The organism is Streptomyces sp. NPDC012510, assembly GCF_042955065.1.
GTDB lineage: Bacteria > Actinomycetota > Actinomycetes > Streptomycetales > Streptomycetaceae > Streptomyces.
The window spans coordinates 251,474-278,145 of the sequence record NZ_JBIBEN010000008.1; the positions used below are offsets into that span (position 1 = coordinate 251,474).

The 26,672-nt window shown below is 69.5% G+C and carries 24 protein-coding genes; 15 read left to right on the forward strand and 9 right to left on the reverse strand.

Annotated features, from left to right (window positions below; translation table 11 throughout):
- Window positions 1-24: 24 nt before the first annotated feature.
- Entirely contained in the window at window positions 25-636 is a 612-nt protein-coding gene (gene wrbA / locus ACFY9I_RS17680; protein ID WP_391002511.1) for an NAD(P)H:quinone oxidoreductase, read from the reverse strand.
- A gap of 112 nt (window positions 637-748) precedes the next feature.
- Entirely contained in the window at window positions 749-1,288 is a 540-nt protein-coding gene (locus ACFY9I_RS17685; RefSeq protein ID WP_391002513.1) for a YceI family protein, read from the reverse strand.
- A gap of 188 nt (window positions 1,289-1,476) precedes the next feature.
- Here ACFY9I_RS17685 and sigJ point away from each other — a divergent pair, with 188 nt between their 5' ends.
- From sigJ to ACFY9I_RS17700, 3 genes are all read left to right on the forward strand, one after another.
- Entirely contained in the window at window positions 1,477-2,430 is a 954-nt protein-coding gene (sigJ, locus tag ACFY9I_RS17690; RefSeq protein WP_391002515.1) for an RNA polymerase sigma factor SigJ, read from the forward strand.
- 74 nt (window positions 2,431-2,504) lie between these two features.
- A complete protein-coding gene (locus ACFY9I_RS17695) occupies window positions 2,505-2,972 on the forward strand; it encodes a MerR family transcriptional regulator (RefSeq protein WP_391002517.1) in 468 nt (155 codons plus the stop codon).
- Window positions 2,969-3,982 (forward strand): aldo/keto reductase, encoded by a 1,014-nt coding sequence (locus ACFY9I_RS17700; RefSeq protein ID WP_391002519.1) that lies wholly within the window; start codon window positions 2,969-2,971, stop codon window positions 3,980-3,982. Before ACFY9I_RS17695 ends, ACFY9I_RS17700 begins: the two co-directional genes overlap by 4 nt.
- Before the next feature lie 89 nt (window positions 3,983-4,071).
- Here ACFY9I_RS17700 and ACFY9I_RS17705 read toward each other — a convergent pair whose 3' ends face one another.
- From ACFY9I_RS17705 to ACFY9I_RS17715, 3 genes are all read right to left on the reverse strand, one after another.
- Window positions 4,072-4,923 (reverse strand): DUF4429 domain-containing protein, encoded by an 852-nt coding sequence (locus ACFY9I_RS17705; RefSeq protein WP_391002521.1) that lies wholly within the window; start codon window positions 4,921-4,923, stop codon window positions 4,072-4,074.
- 75 nt (window positions 4,924-4,998) lie between these two features.
- Complete coding sequence (locus tag ACFY9I_RS17710; protein ID WP_391002523.1) at window positions 4,999-6,207, reverse strand: alpha/beta hydrolase; 1,209 nt, start codon at window positions 6,205-6,207, stop codon at window positions 4,999-5,001.
- A gap of 124 nt (window positions 6,208-6,331) precedes the next feature.
- Window positions 6,332-6,997, reverse strand: a complete 666-nt coding sequence (locus ACFY9I_RS17715) for a TetR family transcriptional regulator (protein ID WP_391002525.1) — start codon at window positions 6,995-6,997, stop codon at window positions 6,332-6,334.
- Window positions 6,998-7,096: 99 nt separating this feature from the next.
- Between ACFY9I_RS17715 and ACFY9I_RS17720 the strand changes: the two genes are divergently transcribed.
- A complete protein-coding gene (locus ACFY9I_RS17720) occupies window positions 7,097-8,722 on the forward strand; it encodes a DHA2 family efflux MFS transporter permease subunit (protein WP_391002527.1) in 1,626 nt (541 codons plus the stop codon).
- A 284-nt stretch (window positions 8,723-9,006) separates the two neighbouring features.
- Window positions 9,007-9,312 (forward strand): small hydrophobic protein, encoded by a 306-nt coding sequence (locus ACFY9I_RS17725; protein ID WP_391002529.1) that lies wholly within the window; start codon window positions 9,007-9,009, stop codon window positions 9,310-9,312.
- Window positions 9,313-9,463: 151 nt separating this feature from the next.
- On the opposite strand, the gene aceE is transcribed toward ACFY9I_RS17725, so the two are convergent.
- A complete protein-coding gene (gene aceE, locus ACFY9I_RS17730) occupies window positions 9,464-12,211 on the reverse strand; it encodes a pyruvate dehydrogenase (acetyl-transferring), homodimeric type (RefSeq protein ID WP_391002531.1) in 2,748 nt (915 codons plus the stop codon).
- Between the two features lie 403 nt (window positions 12,212-12,614).
- Here aceE and ACFY9I_RS17735 point away from each other — a divergent pair, with 403 nt between their 5' ends.
- The 6 genes from ACFY9I_RS17735 to ACFY9I_RS17760 all read left to right on the forward strand — a co-directional run bounded on the left by ACFY9I_RS17735 (window position 12,615) and on the right by ACFY9I_RS17760 (window position 17,315).
- Window positions 12,615-13,055, forward strand: coding sequence for a DUF3052 domain-containing protein (locus tag ACFY9I_RS17735; protein WP_033527287.1), 441 nt, complete (start codon window positions 12,615-12,617; stop codon window positions 13,053-13,055).
- A gap of 203 nt (window positions 13,056-13,258) precedes the next feature.
- On the forward strand, window positions 13,259-13,717 hold the full coding sequence (locus ACFY9I_RS17740) for a redoxin domain-containing protein (protein WP_391002533.1): 459 nt from the start codon (window positions 13,259-13,261) through the stop codon (window positions 13,715-13,717).
- A gap of 112 nt (window positions 13,718-13,829) precedes the next feature.
- A complete protein-coding gene (locus ACFY9I_RS17745) occupies window positions 13,830-14,405 on the forward strand; it encodes a calcium homeostasis/redox stress adaptation protein (RefSeq protein ID WP_005478762.1) in 576 nt (191 codons plus the stop codon).
- A 179-nt stretch (window positions 14,406-14,584) separates the two neighbouring features.
- Entirely contained in the window at window positions 14,585-15,160 is a 576-nt protein-coding gene (locus tag ACFY9I_RS17750; RefSeq protein ID WP_391002536.1) for a TerD family protein, read from the forward strand.
- A gap of 125 nt (window positions 15,161-15,285) precedes the next feature.
- Complete coding sequence (locus ACFY9I_RS17755; protein WP_391002538.1) at window positions 15,286-16,428, forward strand: DUF475 domain-containing protein; 1,143 nt, start codon at window positions 15,286-15,288, stop codon at window positions 16,426-16,428.
- A 149-nt stretch (window positions 16,429-16,577) separates the two neighbouring features.
- Entirely contained in the window at window positions 16,578-17,315 is a 738-nt protein-coding gene (locus tag ACFY9I_RS17760; RefSeq protein ID WP_391002540.1) for a Tellurium resistance, read from the forward strand.
- 12 nt (window positions 17,316-17,327) lie between these two features.
- Here the strand turns inward: ACFY9I_RS17760 and ACFY9I_RS17765 are convergent, their stop codons facing one another.
- Window positions 17,328-18,152, reverse strand: coding sequence for a TerD family protein (locus ACFY9I_RS17765; protein WP_391002542.1), 825 nt, complete (start codon window positions 18,150-18,152; stop codon window positions 17,328-17,330).
- A gap of 191 nt (window positions 18,153-18,343) precedes the next feature.
- Here ACFY9I_RS17765 and ACFY9I_RS17770 point away from each other — a divergent pair, with 191 nt between their 5' ends.
- Genes ACFY9I_RS17770 through ACFY9I_RS17780 form a run of 3 tightly spaced genes read left to right on the forward strand, consistent with a single transcriptional unit; the run spans window position 18,344 to window position 22,954 of the window.
- On the forward strand, window positions 18,344-19,507 hold the full coding sequence (locus ACFY9I_RS17770; protein WP_391002544.1) for an HpcH/HpaI aldolase/citrate lyase family protein: 1,164 nt from the start codon (window positions 18,344-18,346) through the stop codon (window positions 19,505-19,507).
- A gap of 58 nt (window positions 19,508-19,565) precedes the next feature.
- Window positions 19,566-22,136 carry a phosphoribosyltransferase domain-containing protein gene (locus tag ACFY9I_RS17775; RefSeq protein WP_391002546.1) on the forward strand — a complete coding sequence of 857 codons (2,571 nt, stop codon included), beginning with the start codon at window positions 19,566-19,568 and terminating at the stop codon, window positions 22,134-22,136.
- Entirely contained in the window at window positions 22,136-22,954 is an 819-nt protein-coding gene (locus ACFY9I_RS17780; protein WP_391002547.1) for an HAD family hydrolase, read from the forward strand. The genes ACFY9I_RS17775 and ACFY9I_RS17780 overlap by 1 nt, the downstream gene beginning before the upstream one ends.
- 18 nt (window positions 22,955-22,972) lie before the next feature.
- On the opposite strand, the gene ACFY9I_RS17785 is transcribed toward ACFY9I_RS17780, so the two are convergent.
- Window positions 22,973-23,692, reverse strand: a complete 720-nt coding sequence (locus tag ACFY9I_RS17785; protein ID WP_391002719.1) for a VTT domain-containing protein — start codon at window positions 23,690-23,692, stop codon at window positions 22,973-22,975.
- 124 nt (window positions 23,693-23,816) lie between these two features.
- Window positions 23,817-24,038, reverse strand: a complete 222-nt coding sequence (locus tag ACFY9I_RS17790) for an FmdB family zinc ribbon protein (RefSeq protein WP_391002549.1) — start codon at window positions 24,036-24,038, stop codon at window positions 23,817-23,819.
- Window positions 24,039-24,529: 491 nt separating this feature from the next.
- Here ACFY9I_RS17790 and ACFY9I_RS17795 point away from each other — a divergent pair, with 491 nt between their 5' ends.
- Window positions 24,530-26,656 carry a transglycosylase domain-containing protein gene (locus tag ACFY9I_RS17795; protein WP_391002721.1) on the forward strand — a complete coding sequence of 709 codons (2,127 nt, stop codon included), beginning with the start codon at window positions 24,530-24,532 and terminating at the stop codon, window positions 26,654-26,656.
- The last annotated feature ends 16 nt before the right edge of the window (window positions 26,657-26,672 follow it).

A 26,672-nucleotide genomic window follows, 5' to 3' on the forward strand; every position in this document is an offset into this window, starting at 1 on the left:
GCGCCCGCAGTGTCGCCTGTGGGGTCAGGCGGTGCGGCCGGCTTTGAGCGCGGCGGCGGTCTCGACGGCGCGGCGCGCCTGGTGGCGGGCCGCCTGCAGGGCCACCTCGCCGGGAGGTGTGTTGCCGCCGGCGACATGGGAGGTGCCGTAGGGGTTGCCCGACTGGAACTGGACCGGATCGGTGTAGCCGGGCGGCACGATGATGCCGCCCCAGTGGTGGAAGGTGTTCCCCAGCGCGAGGAGGGTGGACTCCTGCCCGCCGTGGGCGGTGTTGGACACGGTGAACGCCGAGTACACCTTGTCCGCGAGCTTGCCCTGGAACCACAGCGGACCGGTGGTGTCGATGAACGCCCTGAGCTGGCTGGCCGGGCTGCCGAAGCGGGTGGGCGTGCCGAACAGCACCACGTCGGCCCACTCCAGGTCCTCATGCCCGGCCACGCCCACATCGGCGGTGTCCTTCAGATGCTGGGCCCACTCCGGCCTGGCACCGATCGCCTCCGGCGGGGCCGTCTCCGCGACCTTGCGCAGCCGCACCTGCGCACCGGCCTTCTCCGCGCCCTCCACCACGGCCCGCGCCAGGGCGTGCACGTTGCCGGTGGAACTGTAGTAAATGACCGCCGCGTTCACGGACACCATGATCGATTTCCTTCTTTCGTATACGGGACACGTGTCCGGCCCGGGTGGACGGATGCCACCGCGTCAGGGCCGGGGACGACCGATGAGGGGTTCTCCCCTCGTCGGGCTTGGGTCAGGGCTGCCTGACCGCGACGACCTCGATCTCCAGCGTCACCTTCGGGCCGACCATGCCCTTGCCCCCGCTGACGGCCCAGTCGTTGCGGTTGATGGTCGTGCTGCCCGCGAAACGGACATGGGCGGAGCCCTGCGGGTCGTTCTCGGCGCCGGTCAGCTCGAAGTCCACGGTGACCGGCTTGGTCACGCCACGTATGGTCAGATCACCGGTGACCTGGAAGCCGGCCTGGTGGACCTGCCGCACCCGGGTCGACGTGAAGGTGAGGGCCGGGTGGTTGTCCACGTCAAGGAAGTCGCCGCTGCGCAGGTGGTCGTCGCGCTTCTGGTTGCGGGTCTGGATGCTCCGCGCCCGGATGGAGAACTGGGCGGTCGACTTCGACGGGTCGCCGCCGTCCAGGTGCGCGCTGCCCTCGAACTCGTCGAACTGCCCGCGCACCTTGGTGACCAACATGGCCTTGGCGACGAAGCCGACGCGCGTCCGCGCGCTGTCGAAGACGTAGTCGCCGGTCAGTTCGCCGATGGGTGTCGTGGTCGTCATGCTTGATCGCTCCTGGAGGGAAGACTGCGTGGATGCGGGCCGCCGCGGCCTGAGGCATGGTGGGTGGTCCCAGCACTCCGACGACACAGCCCCTCGAAATGTGAGGCGACCCGCCGACCTCACACTTCGGGGTGGTGTCTCGTCGTACCGGGTGAGGCAGTTGTGAGACCGAGGGAGTCGTCGAGACCGTGACCGATCCGTCCGAGCCGGGAGACGGCCGACCCGACGAGGGCATACGCGCGATCGTCAGCGAGCGGCACCAGCTCATCAATGTCGCCTACCGGCTGCTCGGCTCCCTGGCCGAAGCCGAGGACGTCGTCCAGGAGACCTACGCCCGCTGGTACGCCATGTCCGAGCAGCAGCGGGACGGCATCGCGTCCCCCGGTGGCTGGCTCACGACCGTCGCCAGTCGTATCTGTCTCGACCTGCTCGGCTCGGCACGGGCCAGGCGGGAGCGTTACGTGGGCGAGTGGATACCGGAACCCCTGCCCGACCGCGCGGAGTGGAGCAGCGGGCGGGGGGCGGGCACCACGGCCGACCCGGCGGACCGGGTCACCCTCGACGAGTCGGTCAACATGGCCTTCCTCGTCGTGCTGGAGGCGATGACCCCGGCCGAGCGTGTCGCCTTCGTCCTGCACGACGTCTTCCGCTACTCCTTCGCGGAAGTGGCCGAGATCGTCGGCCGTACGCCCGCGGCATGCCGCCAGTTGGCTTCGTCGGCCCGCCGTCGTATTCGCTCCTCGCGGCCACCCGCGAGCCCGGCGTCCGGGCGGGCCGACACCGTCAGGGCCTTCAAGCAGGCCTGGGAGGCGAAGGACATCGACGCCCTCATCGGCCTGCTGGCCCCCGACGCCACGGCGACCGGCGACGGCGGCGGATTCGTCAGCGCGCAGCTCCGCCCGATCGAAGGCGCGGAGCAGGTCGCGCGCTTCTTCGCCGACCGGGCCGACGCGGTCCGTGACATGACGATCCTGCAGTGCACGGTCAACGGCCAGCCCGGTCTGGCGGCTCAGCGGGACGGTGTCACCGTCTCGGTGCTGGCGTTCGATGTCGTGGGTGACCGGATCAAGCGCATCTGGGGGGTGCTCAACCCCGACAAGCTCCGCCTGTGGAAGGGAACTGACCCCCCGTCGGACGACTGACCGCCCACACTCCATCATGGTCGAACCCGTATTCGCTTGCTTGGAGCGCACTCCAAGGTCTTAGCGTGGAGGTCATGACGGTGATGGAGACCACGAGCACTGCCCGTACCGACAGTTGCGCCGGTCCACCGCGGCAGCCCAGGCGCCCGGACGGACAGGACCGGTACACGATCAGCGAGGTCGTCGTCCTCACCGGCCTGACGGCCCACACCCTGCGCTGGTACGAGCGGATCGGGCTGATGCCGCACATCGACCGCTCGCACACCGGCCAGCGCCGCTACCGCAACCGCGACCTCGACTGGCTCGACCTCGTCGGCAAGCTCCGGCTCACCGGCATGCCCGTCGCCGACATGGTCCGCTACGCGGAGCTGGTACGCGAGGGTGACCACACCTACAGCGAGCGCTTCGACCTGCTCAAGCAGACCAGGCAGGACGTCCTGTCCCGGATCGCCGAGCTCCAGGACACCCTGGACGTGCTCGACCGAAAGATCAGCTTCTATGCGGACGCCGGGCAGGCCCTGGCGTCGGAGAGGGCCTCATGACGGACGGCACCATCGCGAAGACACGGCTGGGGGCGGAAGGCCCCGAGGTCGGCGTACAGGGCCTCGGCTGCATGGGCATGAGCTTCGCCTACGGCCCCTCGGACGCGCGGGAGTCCCGGGCCACCCTGGAACGCGCGCTGGAGCTGGGCGTCACGCTGTACGACACGGCCCAGGCGTACGGCGCCGGCGAGAACGAGAGGTTCCTCTCGCCCTTCGTCACGGCGCACCGCGAAGACCTCGTCATCGCCACCAAGTTCGGTCTGGCCGTCGACCCGGACGACCCGACGAAGCGGATCATCCGCAACGACGAACCGCACATCCGCGAGGCCGTCGAGTCGAGCCTGCGCCACCTCGGCGTCGAGGTGATCGACCTCTACTACATGCACCGCCGTGATGTGGACGTGCCGATCGAGGAGACCGTCGGCGTCATGGCCGACCTCGTCCGCGAGGGCAAGGTCAAGCACCTGGGCCTCAGCGAGGTCACGGCCGCCGAACTGCGCGCCGCCCACGCCGTGCACCCCGTCGCCGCCCTCCAGTCCGAGTGGTCCCTCTTCAGCCGGGACATCGAGGCGAACGTCGTGCCCGCCGCCCGTGACCTCGGCGTCACCCTCGTCGCCTACTCCCCGCTCGGCCGAGGCTTCCTCACCGGCTCCTTCGCCAGGGCCGAGGACCTCACCCCGGACGACTTCCGCCGTCAGCAGCCCCGCTTCACGGGCGACAACGCGGAGGCGAACGCGGCGCTCCTGGCCCCGATCCGCCAGGTCGCCGAGGCGCACGGTGCCACCCCCGGCCAGATAGCCCTGGCCTGGGTCCACCAGCAGTCGGCGACGCACGGCCTCCCGGTCGTCCCGATCCCGGGAACCCGCAGGCCGACCAGGGTCGAGGAGAACGCGGCGGCCACGAGGATCGTCCTCCGCGAGGACGACATGGCCCTCCTCGAACCCATCGCGGCAAGGGTGGCGGGCGACCGCTACCCGGACATGCGCTTCGCTTCCGCGGGCAGGGAGTAGGACAGCGCCCCAAGGGGCCTTGGGGAACTGCGCGAGCAACCACAACGCATCCGCGGTCGGCCGGGCAGCGAGCCTCAACGGCGCTTCCGCTAAAGCTCCGCCAGGAGTTCCGCCTTCTTCACACTGAACTCCTCGTCCGTGACCAGCCCCGCCTGATGCAACTCCCCGAGATGCCGGATCCGGTCGGCGATGTCGGCCGGATCCCGCCGCGGTCCGGCGGCGACCGCCACCTCCGCGGGCCCGGCGGAGCCGGACCGCACCGCCGCCAACACGGCCGCGGCGAACGGCAACGACTCGTGCACCGGCCCGTACCCCAGCCCGAACACCACGGTCGCGGGATCCTGGTCGGGCTGCGCACGCACCTGCGTGTCGCGTCGCAGCAGCCGCAGATGTCCCTCGAAGGCCTCCGGCGACCGCCACTCGACCCCGCTCAGCGAACTCACCGGAAAACTCTGGTCCCCGGCCTTCCACTTCGCGGAGGAGGCGCCCGTCCAGGACCACCGGAACGACACGGACCGCCCGTCGAAGGACGCCTTCCCGTCGTACGCCTTGAACTGCAACGGCACCTCGGGAGCGTCCACCAGGAACCGCTCCGCCGGCCCGGACCCGGTCAACCGCGCCCGCAGCTCGTCGGCGTAGTACTCCGCGAGCGTCTCCCGTTCGGCCGGCAGCACCAGCCGGTACGGGTCGGAGCTCTCCTTCAGCTGGTCCGCGGCGACCTCCATCAGTGGATCGGCGCCGGGTCTGGGCACGGCACGTAGAACGACGGTGCCCCGCTTCCCCGGCGTCAGCGTCACGTCCGCGATCGCTTCCAGGGGGATGCGCCGCTCGCCGAGCGCGGCGAAGAGTTTCGGCGTACGGATCCCCCGTTCGAAGCGGATGAGCACGGAGTCGGACTCGAACTCCCAGGCGGCATGAAATCCGGCCAGTACGTCACCCATGCGGCTCATCGTATGCGTGCGACGCGGCGAAGTCCCGACCGAGGCGAACCGCACTTTTCCGCTCCTCTACGCGCGTCAGGCCGCAGCGCTGTCGGACAGACCCGCCAGACAGGCGTCGTCCTCCCGCGCGCAGCGCACCGAGTCGTAAGCGCCGATGCCGATCTCGGCGAAGTTGTACAGGCTTTCCGTGCCCGGCTCGAAATAGCCGCTGTGCCCGTGGGCGTCGGCCGCCGAAAGGATCCGGGCCCCGAACTCCGCCGAGACCGGGTCGGTGCCGTGACCGAGCCCGCCGACCTCCAGGTAGGGCACGTCCTGGACCCAGTCGTCGGCGTCCCTCATGGCCCACACCCGGGCCGACGTACGCAGCTGTCCGACCGTGTCGGCCCGCATACCGGGGCTGCCCGCGACCGCGATGTCGGTGACCCGCGACGGCAGCGAGTGCGCGGCGACCCCGCACACCACGGAGCCGTAGCTGTGGCACACCAGCGCGACCGTGGAACTGCCGGGCAGGGCCCGCACCAGCGTGTTCAGCCGGACCGCGCCCTGTTCGGCGCGGAGCGAGGTGGCCGAGTCGAGGCCGAGCCCGTCGGGCGCGGTGTAGTCGGCCCAGGCGATCACGGCCGTACGCGTCCCGGGGCTCGCCGCGCGCTCGGCCTTGTAGAGCGCCTTGGCCATGCCGACGGGTGCGGAGTAGCGGCGGTTGGTGCGCTGGAAGTTGAGGACGTCGGTGTCGACGCCGGGGACGACGACCGAGACGCGTTCGGCCTTGTCGAGGCTGCCGAAGACCTCGGCGACCCGGCCGGTGCCCTGGGGGTCGAAGGCGAGGATCTTCCGCTGCTTCACGGCCAGCATGTCGAAGCGGTGCATCCGGCGGCCGGCCTCGTGCTGGCCGGTCCGGGAGAGCCGCTCGTCGCGCGTGCGCTCCCGTTCCTTCTCGCTCTGCTGCCGGAGCGCGATGCGGTTCGCGCGGTAGCGGAGTTCTACGGGGGCGCCGTTCATGTTGCCGACCGCGAGCGGGTAGCGGTGGGCGAGCCGGGCGCGCTGCGGTGCGGTGAGCGAGGCGAAGAAGGCGGCCAGGCGCTGCGGGGACGATGTGGCGTCCGGCAGTTCACGGCCGTCGAGATGTCCGCGCTGCCATGCGGAGAGCGACGCCTTCAGTGGCGACTCCTCTCGATGGCTGCGGATCGCGGTCCAGCCGGTGGTCGCCAGCATCACGAAAACCACGGCCAGCGCAAGCAGTGCGCGCCAGACGTTCAGTTGCGGGGAGGAGTCGAAGGAAGTCACTGAAAGGACACACTAAGAGAACGGAAGGGTCTCGCGTTAACCAAGTGAGGGGGATCACGTTTCGATCACGCCCGTTCCGTGCAATGCGCAGAGAAGGTCCCGTTGATGCCGTTCCCTCAGTGTTTCAGTCAGTGCGCCACTTTTCGGCCAATGACGGCCGTACGGCGTCCAGGTGTGCGGCGGTCAGATCGCGCATCGCCTCCATGCTGAGGTCGCCGCCCAGGGCCCACATGCGCTCGGTCACACGCATCACCCCGCCGAAGAGGGCGACCGCCACCCGCGGCCGGGGGTCGGTGTCCACGTCGAGCCCCTCGCGCTCGGCGATGATCCGTTCCACCTCCCGTGCCACCTCGTCCGCGCGACGCAGATGCGCGGCCAGCAGCGCGGGCGTCGACTCCACCATGCCGTACGCGCGCAGGTAGAGGTCGACGGGGATGATCCGCGCGACGGCCTCACCGAGGGCGTCCCAGCCGTCCAGGACGGCGTTGCGCAGAGCCTCCAGCGGGGCCTCGTGCGCCGGCCGGGCGCGTACGGCCGCCAGGAAGTGCTCCTGGGTGAGGCCGATGACCGCGAGGGCCGCCTCCTCCTTGCCCGCGAAGTAACGGAAGAAGGTGCGCTGCGAGACGTCGACGGCTCCGGCGATCTCGTCGACGGTCGTCGCCTCGTACCCCCGGGTCGTGAACAGCTCCAGGGCCGCGCGCAACAGCGCGTCATGGGTGCGCCGCTTCTTCCGCTCGCGCAGCCCGGGCGGTTCCTCCGCCGGTGTGACCGCCGTGGCCGCCGTTTCCATGAACCCTCGTTTCCACCCGCGCCTGCGGCGAGTGCCGTGACAGTTACCGACTTGTGAAACGGTTTGTCAACTGTCAGTGACTGACATTAGCCTCGCGGCATGACTAGTCAGACCACTGTCGACAAGACAGGACCCGGGGACAAGGCGCCAGGCGTCCCGTCGGACCCGACGACGAACCAGGGCCGGGGCCTGCGCGGCCATCCCTGGTTCACCCTCCTCACCGTGGCCGTCGGCGTCATGATGGTCGCCCTCGACGGCACCATCGTGGCGATCGCCAACCCGGCCATCGCGAAAGATCTGGGTGCCACCTGGGCCGATGTCCAGTGGATCACCAACGCGTACTTCCTCGCCCTCGCCGTCACGCTGATCACCGCGGGCAAGCTGGGCGACCGCTTCGGCCACCGGCAGACCTTCCTCATAGGCGTGGTCGGCTTCGCCGCCGCCTCCGGGGCCATCGGCCTGTCGAACTCGGTCGCCTTCGTGGTGACCTTCCGTGTCTTCCAGGGCCTGTTCGGCGCGCTGCTGATGCCGGCCGCACTCGGCCTGCTGCGCGCCACCTTCCCCGCCGAGAAGCTGAACATGGCCATCGGCATCTGGGGCATGGTCATCGGCGCCTCCACAGCGGGCGGCCCGATCCTCGGCGGCTTCCTCGTGGAGAACGTGAGCTGGCAGTCGGTGTTCTGGATCAACGTCCCGGTCGGCGTCCTCGCCGTGGCCCTGGGCGCCTGGATCCTGCTGGACCACCGCGCCGAGAACGCCCCGCGCTCCTTCGACGTCCTGGGCATCGCCCTGCTGTCCGGCGCCATGTTCTGCCTGGTGTGGGCGCTCATCAAGGCCCCGGAGTGGGGCTGGGGCGACGCCCAGACCTGGACCTTCCTGGCCGTCTCCGTCGTCGGCTTCGCCCTCTTCGCCTTCTGGGAGACGAAGGTGAAGGAGCCGCTCATCCCGCTGGGCCTCTTCCGTTCCGTACCGCTGTCGGCGGGTGTCGTGCTGATGGTCCTGATGGCCATCGCCTTCATGGGCGGCCTGTTCTTCGTGACGTTCTACCTCCAGAACGTGCACGGGATGAGCCCCATCGACGCGGGTCTGCACCTGCTCCCGCTCACCGGCATGATGATCGTCGGCTCGCCGCTCGCCGGCGCGCTGATCACCAAGGCCGGGCCGCGCATCCCGCTGGCCGGTGGCATGGCCCTCACCGCGATCGCGATGTACGGCATGTCGACGCTGGAGACGGACACCGGCAGCGCCGTGATGTCCCTCTGGTTCGCCCTCCTCGGCCTCGGCCTCGCCCCCGTGATGGTCGGCGCCACCGAGGTCATCGTCGGCAACGCGCCCCTGGAGCTGTCCGGTGTCGCCGGTGGTCTCCAGCAGGCCGCGATGCAGATCGGCGGCAGCCTCGGTACGGCCGTCCTGGGCGCCGTGATGACGTCCAAGGTGGACAGCGACTTCGCGGGCAACTGGAAGGACGCGGGACTCCCGCCGCTCGACGAGGCCCAGCTCGCCCAGGCCAAGCAGGCCGTCCAGCAGGGCGCCGCGCCGGTCGCCGAGGGCACCCCGGCGGAGATCGCCGCGAAGATCACCACGGTCGCGCACGACACGTTCCTCTCCGGTATGAGCCTGGCGTCCCTGGTCGCCGCCGGAGTGGCCGCCGTCGCCGTCCTCGTGGCGTTCCTCACCAAGCGGGGAGAGAACACGGAGGCGGGCGCCGGAGCGGCGCACATCTGACAGCCACCGCTCCGCTCCCCGCGCGGGTTTCCGCCCGCGTTCGCCTATCAGGGTGACAAGTCCGAAGACCCCTTCCGCCCGGCACGCGCCGCAGGTGACAGTGGGTCAAGTCCTCCGCAGGACATGGTGGTCCAACGCGGAGCGACTCGGGGATCTGCGGCGCGCTGCCGGAGGGGGGCAGCGCGCGCAGACAGGTCCACGACTTCCCCCGGTTTCAACCACACCGGAGGGGTACTCGCCGTTCTGTACTCGAACTGACCGCGAGGTTCAGGGAGTTGTTGACGATGGCGGGTTTCGGAACCAGTTCGCGCAGGCACCCTCGGTCACGTGGCCGGACGTGGTCACGGACCGGGCCGGATCGCGCGACCCTCGGAATCATCGGAGTCATCTGCGCGATCGCGGGCTTCTTCGTCCTGGGCATCGTCCTGGGCCCCATCGCGATCCTCTGCGGCTGGCTGGCCATGAACCGCACCTGGTCCGGCGCCCGCCCCGTCCCCGCGATCATCGCGGTCGTTCTGGGTGCCATCGACACCGTCCTGGCCATCATCTGGCTCGCGGGCACAGCCACTCCGGGGACCGGACTCTTCTGATCCGCACGGAGTGAGGGAAAAGGGCCGGGGGCCCTCGGCGGCAAGCCGAGGACCCCCTTTCCACGTACCCGAGGCGCGGAGGAGCCGGAACGCGGGGGCCGTCTCGACGGCGGCTCCAGCGCGCGGGCGCGGGCGGGCGCGTCAGCCGACGCTACGCGTCCCCGCCGGCGGCCCCCGGGTCCGCCGCGGCCACGTCGAGCAGCTGGTACCGGTCGATCGCCTGCTTCAGCACCGACCGGTCGACCTTGCCCTCACGCGCCAGCTCGGTCAGCACCGCCACCACGATCGACTCGGCGTCGATGTGGAAGAAGCGCCGGGCCGCGCCCCGCGTGTCCGCGAAGCCGAAGCCGTCCGCGCCCAGCGACTGGTACGTGCCCGGCACCCAGCGCGAGATCTGGTCCGGCACCGACCGCATCCAGTCGGAGACGGCCACGAACGGCCCCTCGGCGCCGCTCAGCTTCTTCGTCACGTACGGGACCTGCTGCTCCTCCTCGGGGTGCAGCAGGTTGTGCCGCTCCACCTCGACCGCCTCACGGCGCAGCTCGTTCCAGGAGGTGGCCGACCAGACGTCCGCCCTGACGTTCCAGTCGGCGGCCAGCATCCGCTGTGCCTCGACCGCCCACGGCACCGCCACACCGGAGGCGATGATCTGCGCCGGGACGGAGCCCGACTCACCGGCCTTGAAGCGGTAGACGCCCTTGAGGATGCCCTCGACGTCGACGTTCTCCGGCTCGGCCGGGTGCTGGATCGGCTCGTTGTAGACGGTCAGGTAGTAGAAGACGTCCTCGCCGGGTTTGCCGTCCGCGGTCTCGCCGTACATCCGGCGCAGACCGTCCTTCACGATGTGGGCGATCTCGAACCCGAACGCGGGGTCGTACGCGACACAGCCGGGGTTGGTGGACGCCAGGAGCTGAGAGTGTCCGTCCGCGTGCTGCAGCCCCTCACCGGTCAGTGTCGTACGGCCGGCGGTCGCGCCCAGGACGAAGCCGCGCGCAAGCTGGTCGGACATCTGCCAGAACTGGTCACCGGTGCGCTGGAAACCGAACATCGAGTAGAAGACGTAGACCGGGATGAGCGGTTCGCCGTGCGTCGCGTACGCCGAACCGGCCGCGATCAGCGAGGCCGTGCAGCCCGCTTCGGAGATGCCGTCGTGCAGCATCTGCCCCGTCGGCGACTCCTTGTAGGCGAGCAGCAGATCCCGGTCGACCGCCTCGTACTGCTGGCCGAGCGGGTTGTAGATCTTCGCGCTTGGGAAGAAGGAGTCCATACCGAAGGTGCGGTACTCGTCGGGCGCGATCAGCACGAACCGCTTGCCGATCTCCTTGTCCCGCATGAGGTCCTTCAGCAGTCGAACGAACGCCATGGTGGTGGCGATCGACTGCTGACCGGAGCCCTTCTTCACACTCGCGTACGTCTTCTCCTCGGGCAGCGACAGCGGCTTGGCGCGCACGACGCGTGTGGGGACGTACCCGCCGAGCCCCTTGCGGCGGTCGTGCATGTACTGGATCTCCTCGGAGTTCCGCCCGGGGTGGTAGTACGGCGGAAGCCCGTTCTCCAGCTCCTTGTCGGAGATCGGCAGATGGAGGCGGTCGCGGAAGCCCTTGAGGTCGGCGACCGTCAGCTTCTTCATCTGGTGCGTGGCGTTGCGGCCCTCGAAGTTCGGACCCAGCGTCCAGCCCTTGATCGTCTTGGCCAGGATGACCGTCGGCTGGCCCTTGTGCTCGTAGGCCGCCTTGTACGCCGCGAAGATCTTGCGGTGGTCGTGACCGCCCCGGCCCAGGTGCAGGATCTGGTCGTCGGTCATGTTCTCGACCATCGCGCGCAGCCGGTGGTCGTCGCCGAAGAAGTGGTCGCGGATGTAGGCGCCGGTCTCGGTGGCGTACGTCTGGTACTGGCCGTCGGGCGTGGTGTTCATCTTGTTGACCAGCACGCCGTCGCGGTCCTGCGCGAGCAGCGGGTCCCAGGTGCGGTCCCAGACCAGCTTGATCACGTTCCAGCCGGCGCCCCGGAAGACCGACTCCAGCTCCTGGATGACCTTGCCGTTGCCGCGCACCGGGCCGTCGAGGCGCTGCAGGTTGCAGTTGACCACGAAGGTCAGGTTGTCGAGGCCCTCACGGGCGGCGATCGTGAGCTGGCCGAGCGACTCCGGCTCGTCCATCTCGCCGTCGCCGAGGAACGCCCAGACATGGGACTTGGAGGTGTCGGCGATGCCGCGCGCCTCCATGTACCGGTTCATCCGCGCCTGGAAGATCGCGCCCAGCGGGCCGAGGCCCATGGACACGGTCGGGAACTCCCAGAAGTCCGGCATCAGCCGGGGGTGCGGGTAGCTGGACAGGCCGTACGGCGCCTTCGACTTCTCCTGGCGGAAGGCGTCGAGCTGCTGCTCGTCGAGCCGGTCGAGGAGGAACGCGCGGGCGTAGATGCCCGGGGACGCGTGCCCCTGGAAGAAGATCTGGTCGCCGCCGTCACCCCCGTCCTTGCCCCGGAAGAAGTGGTTGAAGCCCACGTCGTAGAGGGACGCGGACGACGCGAAGGTCGCGATGTGACCGCCTACGCCGATGCCGGGCCGCTGGGCGCGCGAGACCATCACGGCGGCGTTCCACCGGGTGGCGTTGAGGATCTTCCGCTCGATCTCCTCGTTGCCCGGGAAGAACGGCTCGCTCTTGGTGGGGATGGTGTTGACGTAGTCCGTGCTGCGCATCTCGGGCACGGCCACGCGCTTCTCGCGGGCCCGCTCGATGAGCCGGAGCATCAGGTAGCGCGCGCGCTCACGGCCGCGCTCGTCCACGGCGGCGTCGAGCGAGTCCAGCCACTCCTGGGTCTCCTCGGGGTCGAAGTCAGGGACCTGACTCGGGAGGCCGCCAATGATGATCGGATTGCGATCGGATCCGGAAGCCACGCTGTTCCTTAGCTGTCAGAGGGCCGCTCTTCATGGGTGTTCTACGGGTGCCTGCACCGTCCCCCATCGTGTACCTCGGGAACGCGTACGTCATCTCTACTGAGAGGTAACCCACGAGGCGCCATGCCTGGTAAAGGTGGTAAAGGTATTCGATCCTCGTACTCCCGGATGGTTGCCAAATGCACAAAGCGGGCAGAACGGTGTGGCGTGCGTCACGTGAAGCTGTGAATCCGCGCAGGGAGTTGCGGTGACACGGCCCGGATCGTCACCGTTTCGGCGGTCTGGAACGCTGGGTACTTGCGCGATCCGTCCCGCCCGTGTGGACTACGGCCAATGCTTCGCGCACGCGCGTGGCTGATTCCCCAGGGGGCGACCCCACCCGAACATGATCAGGAGGCAACCCGTGAGCGCGACCGCGGACCACGCGGAGGAGCGGACGAACCCTGCCGCGAGGCTGGGGTTCCAGCCCGAGCAGGTGGTCCAGGAGATCGGCTACGACGACGATGTCGACCAGGAGCTCCGCGAGTCCATCGAGGAAGTCGTAGGCAGTGAGCTCGTCGACGAGGACTACGACGACGTGGCCGATGCCGTCGTGCTGTGGTTCCGCGACGACGACGGCGACCTGACCGACGTGCTGGTGGACGCCACCACGTACATCGAGGAAGGTGGCTCGATCCTGCTGCTGACGCCCAAGACCGGGCGGGACGGCTATGTGGAGCCCAGCGACATTTCGGAGGCCGCGACGACTGCGGGGTTGTCCGCGTCGAAGAGTGTCAGCGTGGGCAAGGACTGGAGCGGCAGTCGTCTGGTCACGCCGAAGGCGGCGAAGTCCGGCAAGAGGTGACATGACGCTGCCGCTTTGGCTCGGCAGGTTCGCCTGAGAGCTCGGTGGGTTCTGCGCGTCGGCGACCGCGGGCCGGTCGTGGCTTGTCGCGCAGTTCCCCGCGCCCCTGGAGAGCAGCCCCTTAGGGGCCTGCCTCCAGGGGTTTCGTGTCCCCTGCGTAGGCTGGGTCACCCGAACAGTCCATGAAGGGACGCAGGAAAATCATGGCGATCCAGCTCGGCGACAAGGCCCCCGACTTCGAGCTCAGGGACAACCACGGCGCCACGGTGAGGCTGTCGGACTTCCGTGGCGAGAAGAACGTGGTGGTGCTCTTCTACCCGTTCGCGTTCACCGGGGTGTGCACGGGTGAGCTGTGCGAGCTGCGGGACAACCTGCCGAAGTTCGTCAACGACGAGGTGCAGCTGCTGGCGGTGTCGAACGACTCGATCCACACGCTGCGGGTCTTCGGCGAGCAGGAGGACCTGCCGTACCCGCTGCTGTCGGACTTCTGGCCGCACGGCGAGGTAAGCCGCGCCTACGGCGTCTTCGACGCGGACAAGGGCTGTGCGGTGCGCGGCACGTTCATCATCGACAAGGAGGGCGTCGTCCGCTGGTCGGTCGTCAACGCCCTGCCGGACGCCCGAGACCTGAACGAGTACGTCGCCGCCCTCGACACCCTGTGATTCTTCGGCTCCAGGGCCTGCGGTGAACGGGAACCCCTCACTAGGATCGACACGTTGATCCGATAGCAACGCACGACGGGGCTCCCCGCCCCTGACAACAAAGGGAGGACTCGTGGGAGTCAGCCTCAGCAAGGGCGGCAACGTATCGCTGACCAAGGAGGCACCGGGCCTGACCGCGGTCATCATCGGCCTCGGGTGGGACATCCGCACCACGACCGGCACCGACTTCGACCTCGACGCCAGCGCCCTGCTGCTGGACGCGTCGGGCAAGGTCAGCAGCGACGCCAACTTCATTTTCTTCAACAACCTGAAGAGCCCCGACGGCTCGGTCGAGCACACCGGTGACAACCTCACGGGTGAGGGCGAGGGCGACGACGAGCAGATCAAGGTCAACCTCGCGACCGTCCCGGCCGAGATCGAGAAGATCGTCTTCCCGGTCTCGATCTACGACGCCGAGAACCGTCAGCAGTCCTTCGGCCAGGTCCGCAACGCGTTCATCCGCGTGGTGAACCAGGCGGGCGAGGCGGAGATCGCCCGTTACGACCTCTCCGAGGACGCCTCCACCGAGACCGCCATGGTCTTCGGTGAGCTGTACCGGCACGGCGCCGAGTGGAAGTTCCGTGCCATCGGCCAGGGCTACGCCTCGGGCCTGCGCGGTATCGCGCAGGACTTCGGTGTGAACGTCTGAGTCACGGGGGAAGACCCACAGGACTCACCACGTCCGGCGCCGCAGTCGTCATCGACCGCGGCGCCGGACGCGCTCGTACGACGACGGCTGAACAGCCGACAACTGAACAGACGACAACTGAACAGACGACAACTGAACAGCCGAGCAACCGAAGCTCGCAATCGGGGAGGACCAGCACCATGGGCGTCACGCTCGCCAAGGGAGGCAATGTCTCCCTCTCCAAGGCCGCGCCGAACCTCACGCAGGTGATGGTCGGGCTCGGCTGGGACGTCCGGACCACCACCGGAGCCCCCTTCGACCTCGACGCCAGCGCACTGCTGTGCCAGGGCGGCCGGGTGCTGGGGGACGAGTGGTTCGTCTTCTACAACAACCTCAGGAGCCCCGACGGCTCGGTCGAGCACACCGGTGACAACCTCACCGGCGAGGGCGACGGCGACGACGAGTCGCTCATCGTCGACCTCTCCAAGGTGCCGGCCTCCGTCGACAAGATCGTCTTTCCGGTCTCCATCCATGACGCGGAGAACCGGGGCCAGGCCTTCGGCCAGGTCAGCAACGCCTTCATCCGTGTCGTCAACCAGGCGGACGGGCAGGAACTCGCCCGTTACGACCTCTCCGAGGACGCCTCGACCGAGACCGCGATGATCTTCGGCGAGGTCTACCGCTATGGCGGGGAGTGGAAGTTCCGCGCGGTGGGACAGGGGTACGCGTCCGGTCTGCGAGGCATCGCGCTCGACTTCGGAGTGAATGTCTCGTAGCGCTATATGCGCAAAAGCCGGGGCCGTGTGGGGTGCGAGGGGTACCCGACTAGACTTCGGGTTCAAAGTTTCGTAAAGCCGCGCGCGGCGCGGGGGAACCCCGTACACACACGATTGGGTAGCCAGTGGTTCTGAAAACCTTCGGCTGGTCGTTCGCGGTCACCGCGCTCGGCTTGGTCGCAGCGGTTCTCTACGGCGGATGGGCCGCGTTCGGTATCGTCGCGATCCTGTCCGTCCTGGAGATCTCGCTGTCCTTCGACAACGCGGTGGTCAACGCCGGGATCCTGAAGAAGATGAATGCCTTCTGGCAGAAGATCTTCCTCACCATCGGCATCCTCATCGCCGTGTTCGGCATGCGTCTGGTGTTCCCCGTCGTGATCGTCGCGATCAGTGCCCAGATGGGCCCGATCGAGGCCGTCGACCTCGCGCTCACCGACAAGGACCAGTACCAGCAGTACGTGACCGACGCCCACCCGTCGATCGCGGCCTTCGGCGGTATGTTCCTGCTGATGATCTTCCTCGACTTCATCTTCGAGGACCGGGACATCAAGTGGCTGGGCTGGCTGGAGCGCCCGCTGTCCAAGCTCGGCAAGATCGACATGCTGTCGGCCTGCATCGCGATGATCGTCCTGCTGATCACCTCGATGACCTTCGCGACCCACGCCCACCAGCACGGCGGCACACACGTCGACAAGGCGCAGACCGTCCTGATCTCCGGTCTCGCCGGCCTCATCACGTACCTCGTCGTCGGCGGTCTCTCCGGCTTCTTCGAGAACAAGCTCGAAGAGGAGGAGGAGCGCGAGCACGAGCAGGAGGAAGCGGCGGAGCGCGCGGGCAAGCCGCGTTCGGCCGTGGCCCTCGCGGGCAAGGCCGCCTTCTTCATGTTCCTCTACCTGGAGGTCCTGGACGCGTCCTTCTCCTTCGACGGTGTGATCGGCGCCTTCGCCATCACCAACGACATCGTCCTGATGGCGCTGGGCCTCGGTGTCGGCGCGATGTACGTCCGGTCGCTGACCGTGTACCTGGTCCGCCAGGGCACCCTCGACGACTACGTGTACCTGGAGCACGGCGCGCACTACGCGATCGGCGCCCTCGCCGCGATCCTCCTCATCACCATCCAGTACGAGATCAACGAGTTCATCACCGGTTCGATCGGTGTCATCCTGATCGGCTGGTCCTTCTGGTCCTCCGTCCGCCGCAACAAGGCGCTGGCGGCCGCGGAGGGAAAAGCTGACACCTCCAAGGAGGAGGTGTCCTCCGGGGTCTGAGCCGGCGCTCCGGGGCGGTGTGACCGGTTCCGGAGTGTGACGGCCCTCCGCGTGAGGGAACGCTCTGAGCGGGGCGGCCGACGAGGACTCGTCCTCGTCGGCCGCCCCGCTGGTGGTTGACGCGACGACACGGCAGTTGTGGGGCGGGCATGGGTTTCCTGGACAACCTCTGGCGCGGGCGGGCCTCGGAGTTCGACGCGGGCAACGCGGCGACCAACGCGATCGAACTGACCAAGCGGCACCAGAAGGTGTCGCTGTCCAAGCAGAACGCCGCGGCGGGGCATCTGCGCGTCAACCTGTCCTGGCGGATGCGGACCTCCGACATCGGCGGCATGAAGCGGCAGAGCGTGCTGCGGCACCCCTTCAAGGCCCTCCGGCCGGAGGCGGTGCAGGCGCACAGCCAGAGCATGGTGAACGTCGACCTCGACCTCGGCTGCCTCTATGAACTGGCCGACGGCACGAAGGGGGTCGTGCAGCCGCTGGGGGGCTTCCTCGGGGACATCAACGAGGCGCCGTACATGCGGCTCAGCGGCGACGACCGCTTCGGGTCGGGGTCGGGCGAGACGATGTACATCAACCTGGACCACCGGGACAACTTCAAGCGGATGCTGGTCTTCGTCTACATCTACGACCAGACCCCGGCCTTCGACCGTACGCACGCGATCGTGACGCTCTATCCGAGCAACGGACCGCGCATCGAGATAGGCCTGGACGAGAGGCACCCGCAGGCGCGGTCGTGCGCCGTGGTGATGATCGAGAACGTCAAGGGGGAGATCGTCGTCCGCCGGGAAGTGAAGTTCGTCTACGGGTTCCAGGCGGAGCTCGACCGGTTGTACGGGTGGGGATTGCAGTGGGGACGGGGCTACAAGACCAAGGCGGAGCGCTGACGCGCGGGTCCCTCAGCGGCCGATGAACTGGGGGCCCTGGGGCGGCAGGCGGAAGTCGGGGTCCAGGGCCGCCGCTGTGGGCTGCGGGTAGCCGTAGGCCGGGCCGTTGGCGGTGGCGGGGGTCGGCTGGGGGTAGCCGTAGGCCGGCTGGGCCGGATGGTGTGTCGGGGCCGCCGGGGGGTAGCCGTACGAGGGCTGCGACGGGACGCCCGTCGGGGGCTGCTCCGGGGGCAGCGGGCCCGAGATCTCCGGGGAGGGGGTCTGGGTGGTGGCGCTCTGGTCGTCGGCCGCCTCCGACTCGTCGACCGAGATGCCGTAGTTCGTGGCGAGACCCTGGAGGCCGTTGGCGTAGCCCTCGCCCAGGGCGCGGAACTTCCAGCCACCGCCCCGACGGTAGAGCTCGCCGCAGATCAGGGCCGTCTCCTCGCCCGTCTCGGGCTTGATGTCGAAGTACGCCAGCGGTTCGGCGTCGGCGACGGTGGCGTCGTACAGCAGGATGCGCAGGGAGCGCACGCGGTCGAAGGAGATGCCCTCCGCCGAAGCCACGAGGAGAATCTGGCTGATGGCGGACTCGACACCGGCCAGGTCGGTCTGGATCGTGTCGGTGAGGCCTTCGGCCACGCGCTTCTGGCCGAGCCGCCACACCTTGCCCGAGGGATGGCGCGGCTGGTTGTAGAAGACGAAGTCCTCGTCGGACCGTACGCGGCCGTCGGGGCCGAGGAGCAGCGCCGAGGCGTCGACCACCGGGGTGCCCTGTCCCGGCGCCCAGCGCAGCACGGCGCGGACCGCCGTGGCTTCGATCGGGACGTTCGACCCCTTCAGCATCGCGTGCGTCATGCGGTCATCCTGCCCTCTCGGTCCTGATCACGACAACGCGGGGGGCGGCAACCGTCGGTTGGAAGCGTCCGCCACCCGACACGGCCGGGTTACCAGAACTTCACGCCCGGTGGGAACTGGTGTCACATATTCGTACGTACTATTACCGGCCACGATCGTGACCGGACGCCCAGCAGCCACGGGGGAACCATATGCGTCATTTCGGGCACATCGCCCCTGAGGAGCGCCAGCGCCTCTTCTTCCGGCAGCCGGGTGTCTTCGACGCCGACTCCCCGGCCCGGGTGCTGGCCGCCGCGCTCGGCGCCACGCTCTACAGTCCGGCCACCCGGGAGCGGCTGGCCGACGACATCGTCAAGCAGGCCGGGCGTGGCGTGGTCTCCATGGTGCTCTGCCTGGAGGATTCGATCGACGACGCGGAGGTCGTGGGCGCCGAGGAGAACCTGGTCCGGCAGTTCGCCGACCTCGTCGGACGGGCGGACGTCGAGCTTCCGCTGCTGTTCATCCGGGTCCGCTTCCCCGAGCAGATACCGGACCTCGTGAGCCGTTTCGGACCGGCCGTGCGGCTGCTGTCCGGATTCGTGTTCCCGAAGTTCACCGAGGAGCGCGGCGTCGGCTTCCTGGAGGCGCTGACCGCCGCCGAGGCCGCGAGCGGGCGGCGGCTGTTCGGGATGCCGGTGCTGGAGTCGCCCGAGCTGATGTACCGGGAGACGCGGGTGGAGGCGCTCCAGGGCATCGCCCACACCGTCGACAAGTACCGCGACCGCGTCCTCGCGCTGCGTCTCGGCGTCACCGACTTCTGCTCCTCCTACGCGCTGCGCCGGGCGCCCGACATGACCGCCTACGACGTCCAGATCGTCGCCTCCGTGATCGCTGACGTGGTGAACGTGCTGGGGCGCGCCGACGGCACCGGGTTCACGGTGACCGGGCCCGTGTGGGAGTACTTCCGGGTTCAGGAACGCATGTTCAAGCCGCAACTGCGTACCAGTCCCTTCCTGGCGAACCGGGCGGTGGACCTGCGGGAGTCGCTGATCGAGCACGCGCTGGACGGGCTGCTCCGGGAGATCTCCCTCGACCACGCCAACGGGCTGCTCGGCAAGACCTGCATCCATCCCTCGCACGTCCTGCCGGTGCACGCGCTGTCGGTGGTCAGCCATGAGGAGTTCGGCGACGCGCAGGACATCCTGCGGCCGGACCGCAACGGAGGCGTTCTGCGCTCCGCCTCCCGGAACAAGATGAACGAGGTCAAGCCGCATCGCGCCTGGGCAGAAAGGGTTCTGCAGCGGGCCGAGGTGTTCGGTGTGGCCAACGAGGACATCGGGTTCGTGGATCTGCTGGCGGCCGGGTTGCCCGACTGAGCCGCTGCCCTCGTCTCCACAGCGACGTCCATGTTCATCTCGTAGTACTAAGGAATTGATGATTAACGCAGCGAACGACACGACCGGGGCCGACGGCGGCATGGTCTGGTCCGGGGACTGGGTCGCCCGGCGGCTCGGGGTCGAACTGGTCGGGGACGAGCGGCTGAGCGGTCTGCTGGGGCTCGCGCTGCGGCGCAACCCCAAGCGGGCGCATCTGCTGGTCTCGAACGTCCTGGGCAAGCATGTGCCGCAGTCACCGGCCGTCGTGCACGGGTACGGGTTCGCGCTCGGCCGTCGGGTACGGGAGCTGCTGGGCGCGGACGGGGTGCGGACCGCGGTCGTCCTCGGGTACGCCGAGACGGCCACCGGGCTCGGCCACTCCGTCGCGGACGGGGTGGGCGAGGCGCCCTACCTCCACTCCACCCGGCGCCCCGTCGAAGGAGTCGACCAGGCCGGCGGTTTCGAGGAGTCCCACTCCCACGCGACGTCGCACCTGCTGCTGCCCGAGGACCCGGCACTGCTCGCGGGGCGGGGGCCGCTGGTGCTCGTCGACGACGAGTTCTCCACCGGGAACACCGTCCTCAACACCATCCGCGCGCTGCACGAGCGGTATCCGCGGCAGCGGTACGTCGTCGTGGCGCTGGTCGACATGCGCTCGCCGTCGGACCAGGGGCGGCTGTCCGAGTTCGCCCGGGAGATCGGGGCGCGGGTGGATCTCGTGACCGCGGCGAAGGGGACCGTGCGGCTGCCGGAGGGCGTGCTGGAGAAGGGGCAGGCACTGGTCGCCGAGCACGAGGGGGCCGCGGTGCCCGCCACCGCGGCCGTGCCTCCGGCGGGCCGGGTCACCCGGGTCGAGCTGGGCTGGCCGGAGGGGCTGCCCGACGGGGGGCGGCACGGGTTCACCCCGGCGCACCGTGAGCGGCTGGAGGGCGCGCTGCCCGGTATGGCCACGCGTATCGCCGACGCCCTGCCACCGGGGGCCCGCCGGGTGCTCGTGCTCGGCTTCGAGGAGCTGATGTACGCGCCGCTGGCCCTCGCGCGGGAGCTGGAGCGGCTTGCGGACGGGGCGGTGGAGATACGGTTCTCCACCACCACCCGGTCACCCGTCCTCGCCGTCGACGACCCCGGCTACGCGATACGCAGCCGCATCGTCTTCCCCGCGCACGACGAGCCCGCGGACGGGCCGGGGGAGCGGTACGCCTACAACGTGGCCGGCGGCGACTTCGACGCGGTGGTGGCCGTCGTCGACTCGGCAGCCGACACGCCCGCCCTGCACGCCGACGACGGCCTGCTCGCCACCCTCGCCGCCCACACGCCGACCGTGCTCCTCGCGGTGGTGCCGTCGTACGTCCCGCCGACCGGGCACCACCGGAACACACCGTGTGGACCGAGCGCCGCCGCGGCGCAGGAAGCCCGCGCCGAACCGTCCGCGCCGACATCCGAGAGCCCGCACTCGCCCGAAAGGTCATCCATGCTCCCCGAGCCCCTACGCGGCCCCGACTTCTCCTCCTACGCGGCCGACGAGGTGGGGTGGCTGTTGCAGGACCTGTCGGAGGTGACGCTGGAGGCGCCCACTGAGGAGCGGGAGGAGGCCATCCAGAGCGGGGGCGCGCACTACGCGGAGTCGCTGCCGGTCGAGTACCAGCCCAGTGAGCAGTACCAGGCGCTCTTCCACAGCGCTCTGGAGGCGTCGGCCGAGCGGATCGCGTCGGCCGTGGGGGTCGTCACCGAGACCGTGCTGGCGGAGCGGTCGTCGCGGCCCGTCATCGTGTCGCTGGCACGGGCCGGGACGCCCGTCGGCGTGCTGATGCGGCGCTGGGCGCGGCACCGGCACGGGATCGAGGTGCCGCACTACGCCGTGTCCATCGTGCGGGGACGGGGCATCGACGCCAACGCGCTGCGGTGGCTGGCGGCCCGTCACGACCCCGCCGACGTCGTGTTCGTCGACGGCTGGACCGGCAAGGGCGCCATCACCCGCGAACTCGCCGCCGCACTCGTGGAGTTCGAGGAGTCCGACGGGATCACCGGCTTCGACCCGGAGATCGCCGTGCTAGCCGACCCCGGGTCATGCGTGCGGACGTACGGCACGCGGGAGGACTTCCTCATCCCGTCCGCCTGCCTCAACTCCACCGTCTCCGGACTGATATCGCGGACCGTGCTGCGCTCGGACCTGGTTGGACCCGATGACTTCCACGGGGCGAAGTTCTACCGGGAACTGGCCGGCGTGGATGTCTCGGTGGCGTTCCTGGACGCCGTCTCCGAGCGGTTCGGTGCTGTCGCGGACGCCGTCGACGCCCGTACGAAGGAGCTGCTCGGCGCCGATCGCACACCGAGCTGGGAGGGGTGGGCGGCCGTCGAGCGGATCAGCGAGGAGTACGGGATCCACGACGTCAACCTGGTCAAGCCGGGTGTCGGGGAGACCACTCGGGTTCTGTTGCGCCGGGTACCGTGGAAGATCCTCGCGCGGGCTGGGGCGGGCGCGGACCTCGACCACGTACGCCTGCTCGCCGAACAGAGAGGGGTACCGGTGGAAGAGGTGGCCGAACTGCCCTACACATGCGTGGGGTTGATCCACCCGAAGTACACGCGGGGCGCGACCGGCGCCGACGGCAAGGCGGTGGCGGTCTGATGCCGGGGCCTCGGGTTCTCGTCGCGAGCGATCTGGACCGTACGCTCATCTACTCGTCCGCCGCGCTCGCGCTGACCATGCCGGACGCGCGGGCGCCCCGGCTGCTCACCGTCGAGGTGCACGAGAGCAGACCGCTGTCGTACATGACCGAGACGGCCTCGCGGCTGCTGGCCGAGCTGGGGGACGCGGCGGTGTTCGTGCCGACGACGACCCGTACGCGCAAGCAGTACCAGCGGATCAACCTCCCGGGGCCGGAGCCCGCGTACGCGATCTGTGCCAACGGCGGGCATCTGCTGGTCGACGGTGTCACGGACACCGCCTGGCACCAGCGGGTCACGGCCCGCCTCGCGGACGAGTGCGCGCCGCTCGCCGAGGTGCGCGAGCACATGGCGGCCACCACGGATCCCGCGTGGGTGCGCAAGCACCGGGTGGCGGAGGATCTGTTCGTCTACCTCGTCGTCGAGCGTGAGCTGCTGCCCGAGGAGTGGGTGAAGGAACTCGCGGTGTGGGCCGAGAACAGGGGGTGGACCGTCTCCCTGCAGGGGCGCAAGCTGTACGCCGTGCCGAAGCCGTTGACCAAGAGCGCGGCGATGAGGGAAGTGGCCCGCAGGACCGGGGTCGAGCTGACGCTCGCCGCGGGTGACTCCCTGCTCGACGCGGATCTGTTGCTCGCGGCGGATCGGGCCTGGCGGCCGGGGCACGGGGAGTTGGCCGACGCGGGGTGGTCGGGGCCGACGGTCACCGCGCTGCCGGAGCGGGGTGTGCTGGCCGGGGAGCGCATTCTGCGGGAGTTCCTGCGGGCCGTGCGGGAACGTTGAGCGGGGTTCGGGGGCCGGTCAGGGGGTGGGGGTGCTGTGCGTTTCGGGCTGCGGGTTCGTCGTGGCTTGTCGCGCCCCGCGGCGGAGCCGCATATCGACACGGCCCCGCGCCCCTGCGGAGCTCCCCCTTCTCAGGAAGCGGGCCAGGATGAACGCCAGGACCGCCAGCGCCGCCCCCGCCAGGACGATCTTCGAGTACGTCGAGACGATCGCCGTCACCTCCGTCCAGTTGGCGCCCAGGAAGTAGCCGGCCAGGACGAAGGCCGTGTTCCACAGGGCGCTGCCCAGGGTGGTGAGGAGGGTGAAGACGGGCAGGGGCATGCGTTCCACGCCGGCCGGTACGGAGATCAGGCTGCGGAAGACGGGGATCATCCGGCCGAAGAAGATCGCCTTGGTGCCGTGCCGGAGGAACCAGGCCTCCGTCTTCTCGATGTCCGAGACCTTGACGAGGGGCAGCCGGGCGGCGATGGCGACCGTGCGTTCGCGGCCGAGGAGGGCTCCGACGCCGTAGAGGGCGAGGGCGCCCACCACGGAGCCGACGGTGGTCCACACCAGGGCGGCCAGGAGGTTCATCTGGCCGGTGCTCGCGGCGAAGCCGGCGAGGGGGAGGATGACCTCGCTGGGGATCGGCGGGAAGAGGTTCTCCAGCGCGACGGCGAGACCCGCGCCCGGCGCTCCCAGCAGATCCATCAGACTGATGATCCACAGGGGCGCGCCGCTCGTCGACTCCGCTTGCATGGCTGTCATGGCGGCAGGCTAGGCCGTCGAACCTGAAGGGAGCCTGAGACGGTGGTGAACACTCACCTCGGGCCGGGGAGGGGGCTGAACGCTCACGGTCCCGGGGCCGTTGAACGAAGTGTGATCAACCGCAGCAGCCGCCACCGCAGCATCCGCCCCCGCCGCCGCCGGCCCGGGGCGCGGGCGCGGACGCGGCGGACGAGCCGCCGACCGCGACCGTCGACAGCAGTTTGACCGTGTCGGAGTGGCCCACGGGGCAGTCCGCGGGGGCCGAGGAGTCGGCCATCGGCCGGCTCAGTTCGAAGGTGTCGCCGCAGGTCCGGCAGCGGTACTCATAGCGAGGCATGGGCACAGGCTAACCGGCGTCCGAGCGGTGTCAGGAGGCCTCGGGGCAGGCCGGTCGGCCCGTGTGGCGAAAATTTCACGCTGCCGACTGAAGTGTTTGTGAAAGTGACTGATAATTTGTGGTCGCTGTGTGGAGGCCGAAAGGCCGGGGGAAGAGGGGGCTCGCAGCCGCGGGTGTTGCGGCTGTGGCTGTCCACACGGGCGATGCCAAGTGGGGAGGGGGGACAGGCGTGACTGCTGTCCTTGGGCGAGCGGGAGGCACGTGTCCCGGTCGGATAGTCGCCGTGCGTGGGCGAAAGGTTGCCGCGCACTGCAGAATCGTTGCCGCGCGGCGCCCGGACCGGCGATGTCAGGGAGGCCGCCGTGACTAGCCCGGAGGGCGTGACCGGCTCCGAGGGTGAAGGTCGCACACGACGCCGACGGGCGGCCGAGGGGCGGCAGGAGGAGTCCAGGGGCGAGCCCAGGGAGGAGCCCAGGGAGTCCGACCTCACCATGCAACTCAAGCTTCCCGTCCCGCCGGCCGACGAGACCATGCAGCTACGGGTGCTGGAGCCGGGTGCCTTCGGCGACGTGAAGGAGGAGCCGCAACCGGGGAAGCGGGGTCGGCGCAAGGCGCCGAAAGCGTCTGTTCCGGCCAGGTTCTCCGCCGTCGCCGGCGCGCGTCTGGCCCCCTTCGCGCCTTTCGCCCGCCGTCTGCGTCCGCGGTACCCGCGCCCGGACCGTGCCGACTGGCGTCGCTGGGTGCCGTCCTGGCGGCAGTCGCTCGGTGCGGCCGGCCTCGCCGTGGGCGTCAGCGGCATGCTGCTCACCGCCGCCTACGCCGCCACGGACATACCGGACGACCTCAACACCTTCGCCACCCAGCAGGACAACGTGTACTTCTGGTCCGACGGCACCCCCATGGCCCGCACGGGCTGGGTGCGCCGCCAGGCGATGCCGCTGAAGGACGTCCCCGAGGGCGTGCGCTGGGCGGTCCTCGCGGCGGAGAACGCCAGCTTCTACTCGGACCCCGGCATCTCCGTCAGCGGCATCACCCGCGCCCTGGTGCGCACCGTCGGCGAGGGCGACACCCAGGGCGGCTCGACGATCACCCAGCAGTACGTCAAGAACGTGTACCTCACCCAGGACCGCTCGCTCGGCCGCAAGTTCGACGAGGCGATGCTCGCCCTCAAGCTCGACAACCAGATGAGCAAGGACGAGATCCTGGAGGGCTACCTCAACACCAGCTGGTTCGGCCGCGGCACCTACGGCATCCAGCGCGCCTCCCAGGCGTACTACGGCAAGGACGTCAGCGAGCTGAACGTCAGCGAGGCCGCGCTCCTCGCCTCCCTCCTCAAGGGCGCGGGCCTCTACGACCCCACCCTGAACAAGGCCAACCGCGAGCGGGCCGTGGTGCGCTGGGACTGGATCCTGGACCGGATGGTGTCCCTCGGGAAGCTCTCCGCGTCCGAGCGCGCCAAGTACACGAAGTTCCCCGAGCCGCTCAAGCAGTCCAGCCAGTACGACACCGGCAAGCAGAGCGACTATCTCGTGGAGCTGTCCGCCCAGTACGCCAAGAAGGCCGCGAACCTCACCGACCAGGAATTCGACCGGGGCGGCTACCAGATCTACACGACCTTCGACCGCGAACGGCAGACCGAGCTGACCGACGCCGTCACCGAGGCACGCAAGAAGGTGCGCGAGGAGGACCCGAAGAAGGCCAGGACCGCCCACTTCGGGGCCTCGTCCGTCGCCTCCGACGGACGGATCCTCGCCGTCTACGGAGGGCCCGACCACCGCAGACAGGGCTACAACGAGTCGAACGCGACCACCGTCCCGGCCGGTTCGGCCTTCCTGCCGTTCGTCTACGCCGCCGGTCTGGAACACGGTGTCGTCAAGGAACGCGGCGGCGCGGCTACACCTGTCAACCCGGAGACGGTCTACGACGGCAACGACGGTGTCCCGGTGACCACGCCCGAGGGGCCGTACTGGGACCGCGGCGGCAAGAAGGTCGCGGCCCACAACGACGGCAAGAGGTCCTACGGGCCGATCACCCTGCACGACGCGCTCGCCAGGTCGGTGAACACACCGTTCATGCAGCTGGGCATGGACACCGGCCTGGAGAAGGTGCGGAAGACCGCCGAGGCGGCCGGACTGCTCGCGTCCAGCTTCGGGGCGCAGGTGCCCGCGATGTCCGTGGGCAGCGCCACCCCCAGCGCCATCCGCATGGCCAGCGGCTACAGCACCTTCGCCGCCCTGGGCCGGCACACCGAGCCGTACTCGGTGCGGAAGATGACCCACAACGGGTCCAAGGTCGCCTTGAACACCCCGAAGCCGAAGCGCGCGGTGGGCGTCAAGGTGGCCGCCCAGGTCACCTCGGCGCTCACGGACGCCTTCCGCGCCGACCACCCCACCGCCTCCGGCGCCGCCTCCTACGAGGTGGCCGGAAAGGGCGGCACCACTCAGGACGACAAGGCCGCCTGGTACGTCGGAACGGCCGAGAAGGTCTCGACCGCCGTCGTCGTCTACCGCCTCGACCTCACCAAGAGCCTGGAGCCGCTGCGGCTCGCCGGGATCGCCGGAACACCCAACTCCGGGATCCCCTACGACATCTGGTCCCGTGCGATGAGTATCGGCTGAACCCCGATGAGCCCCC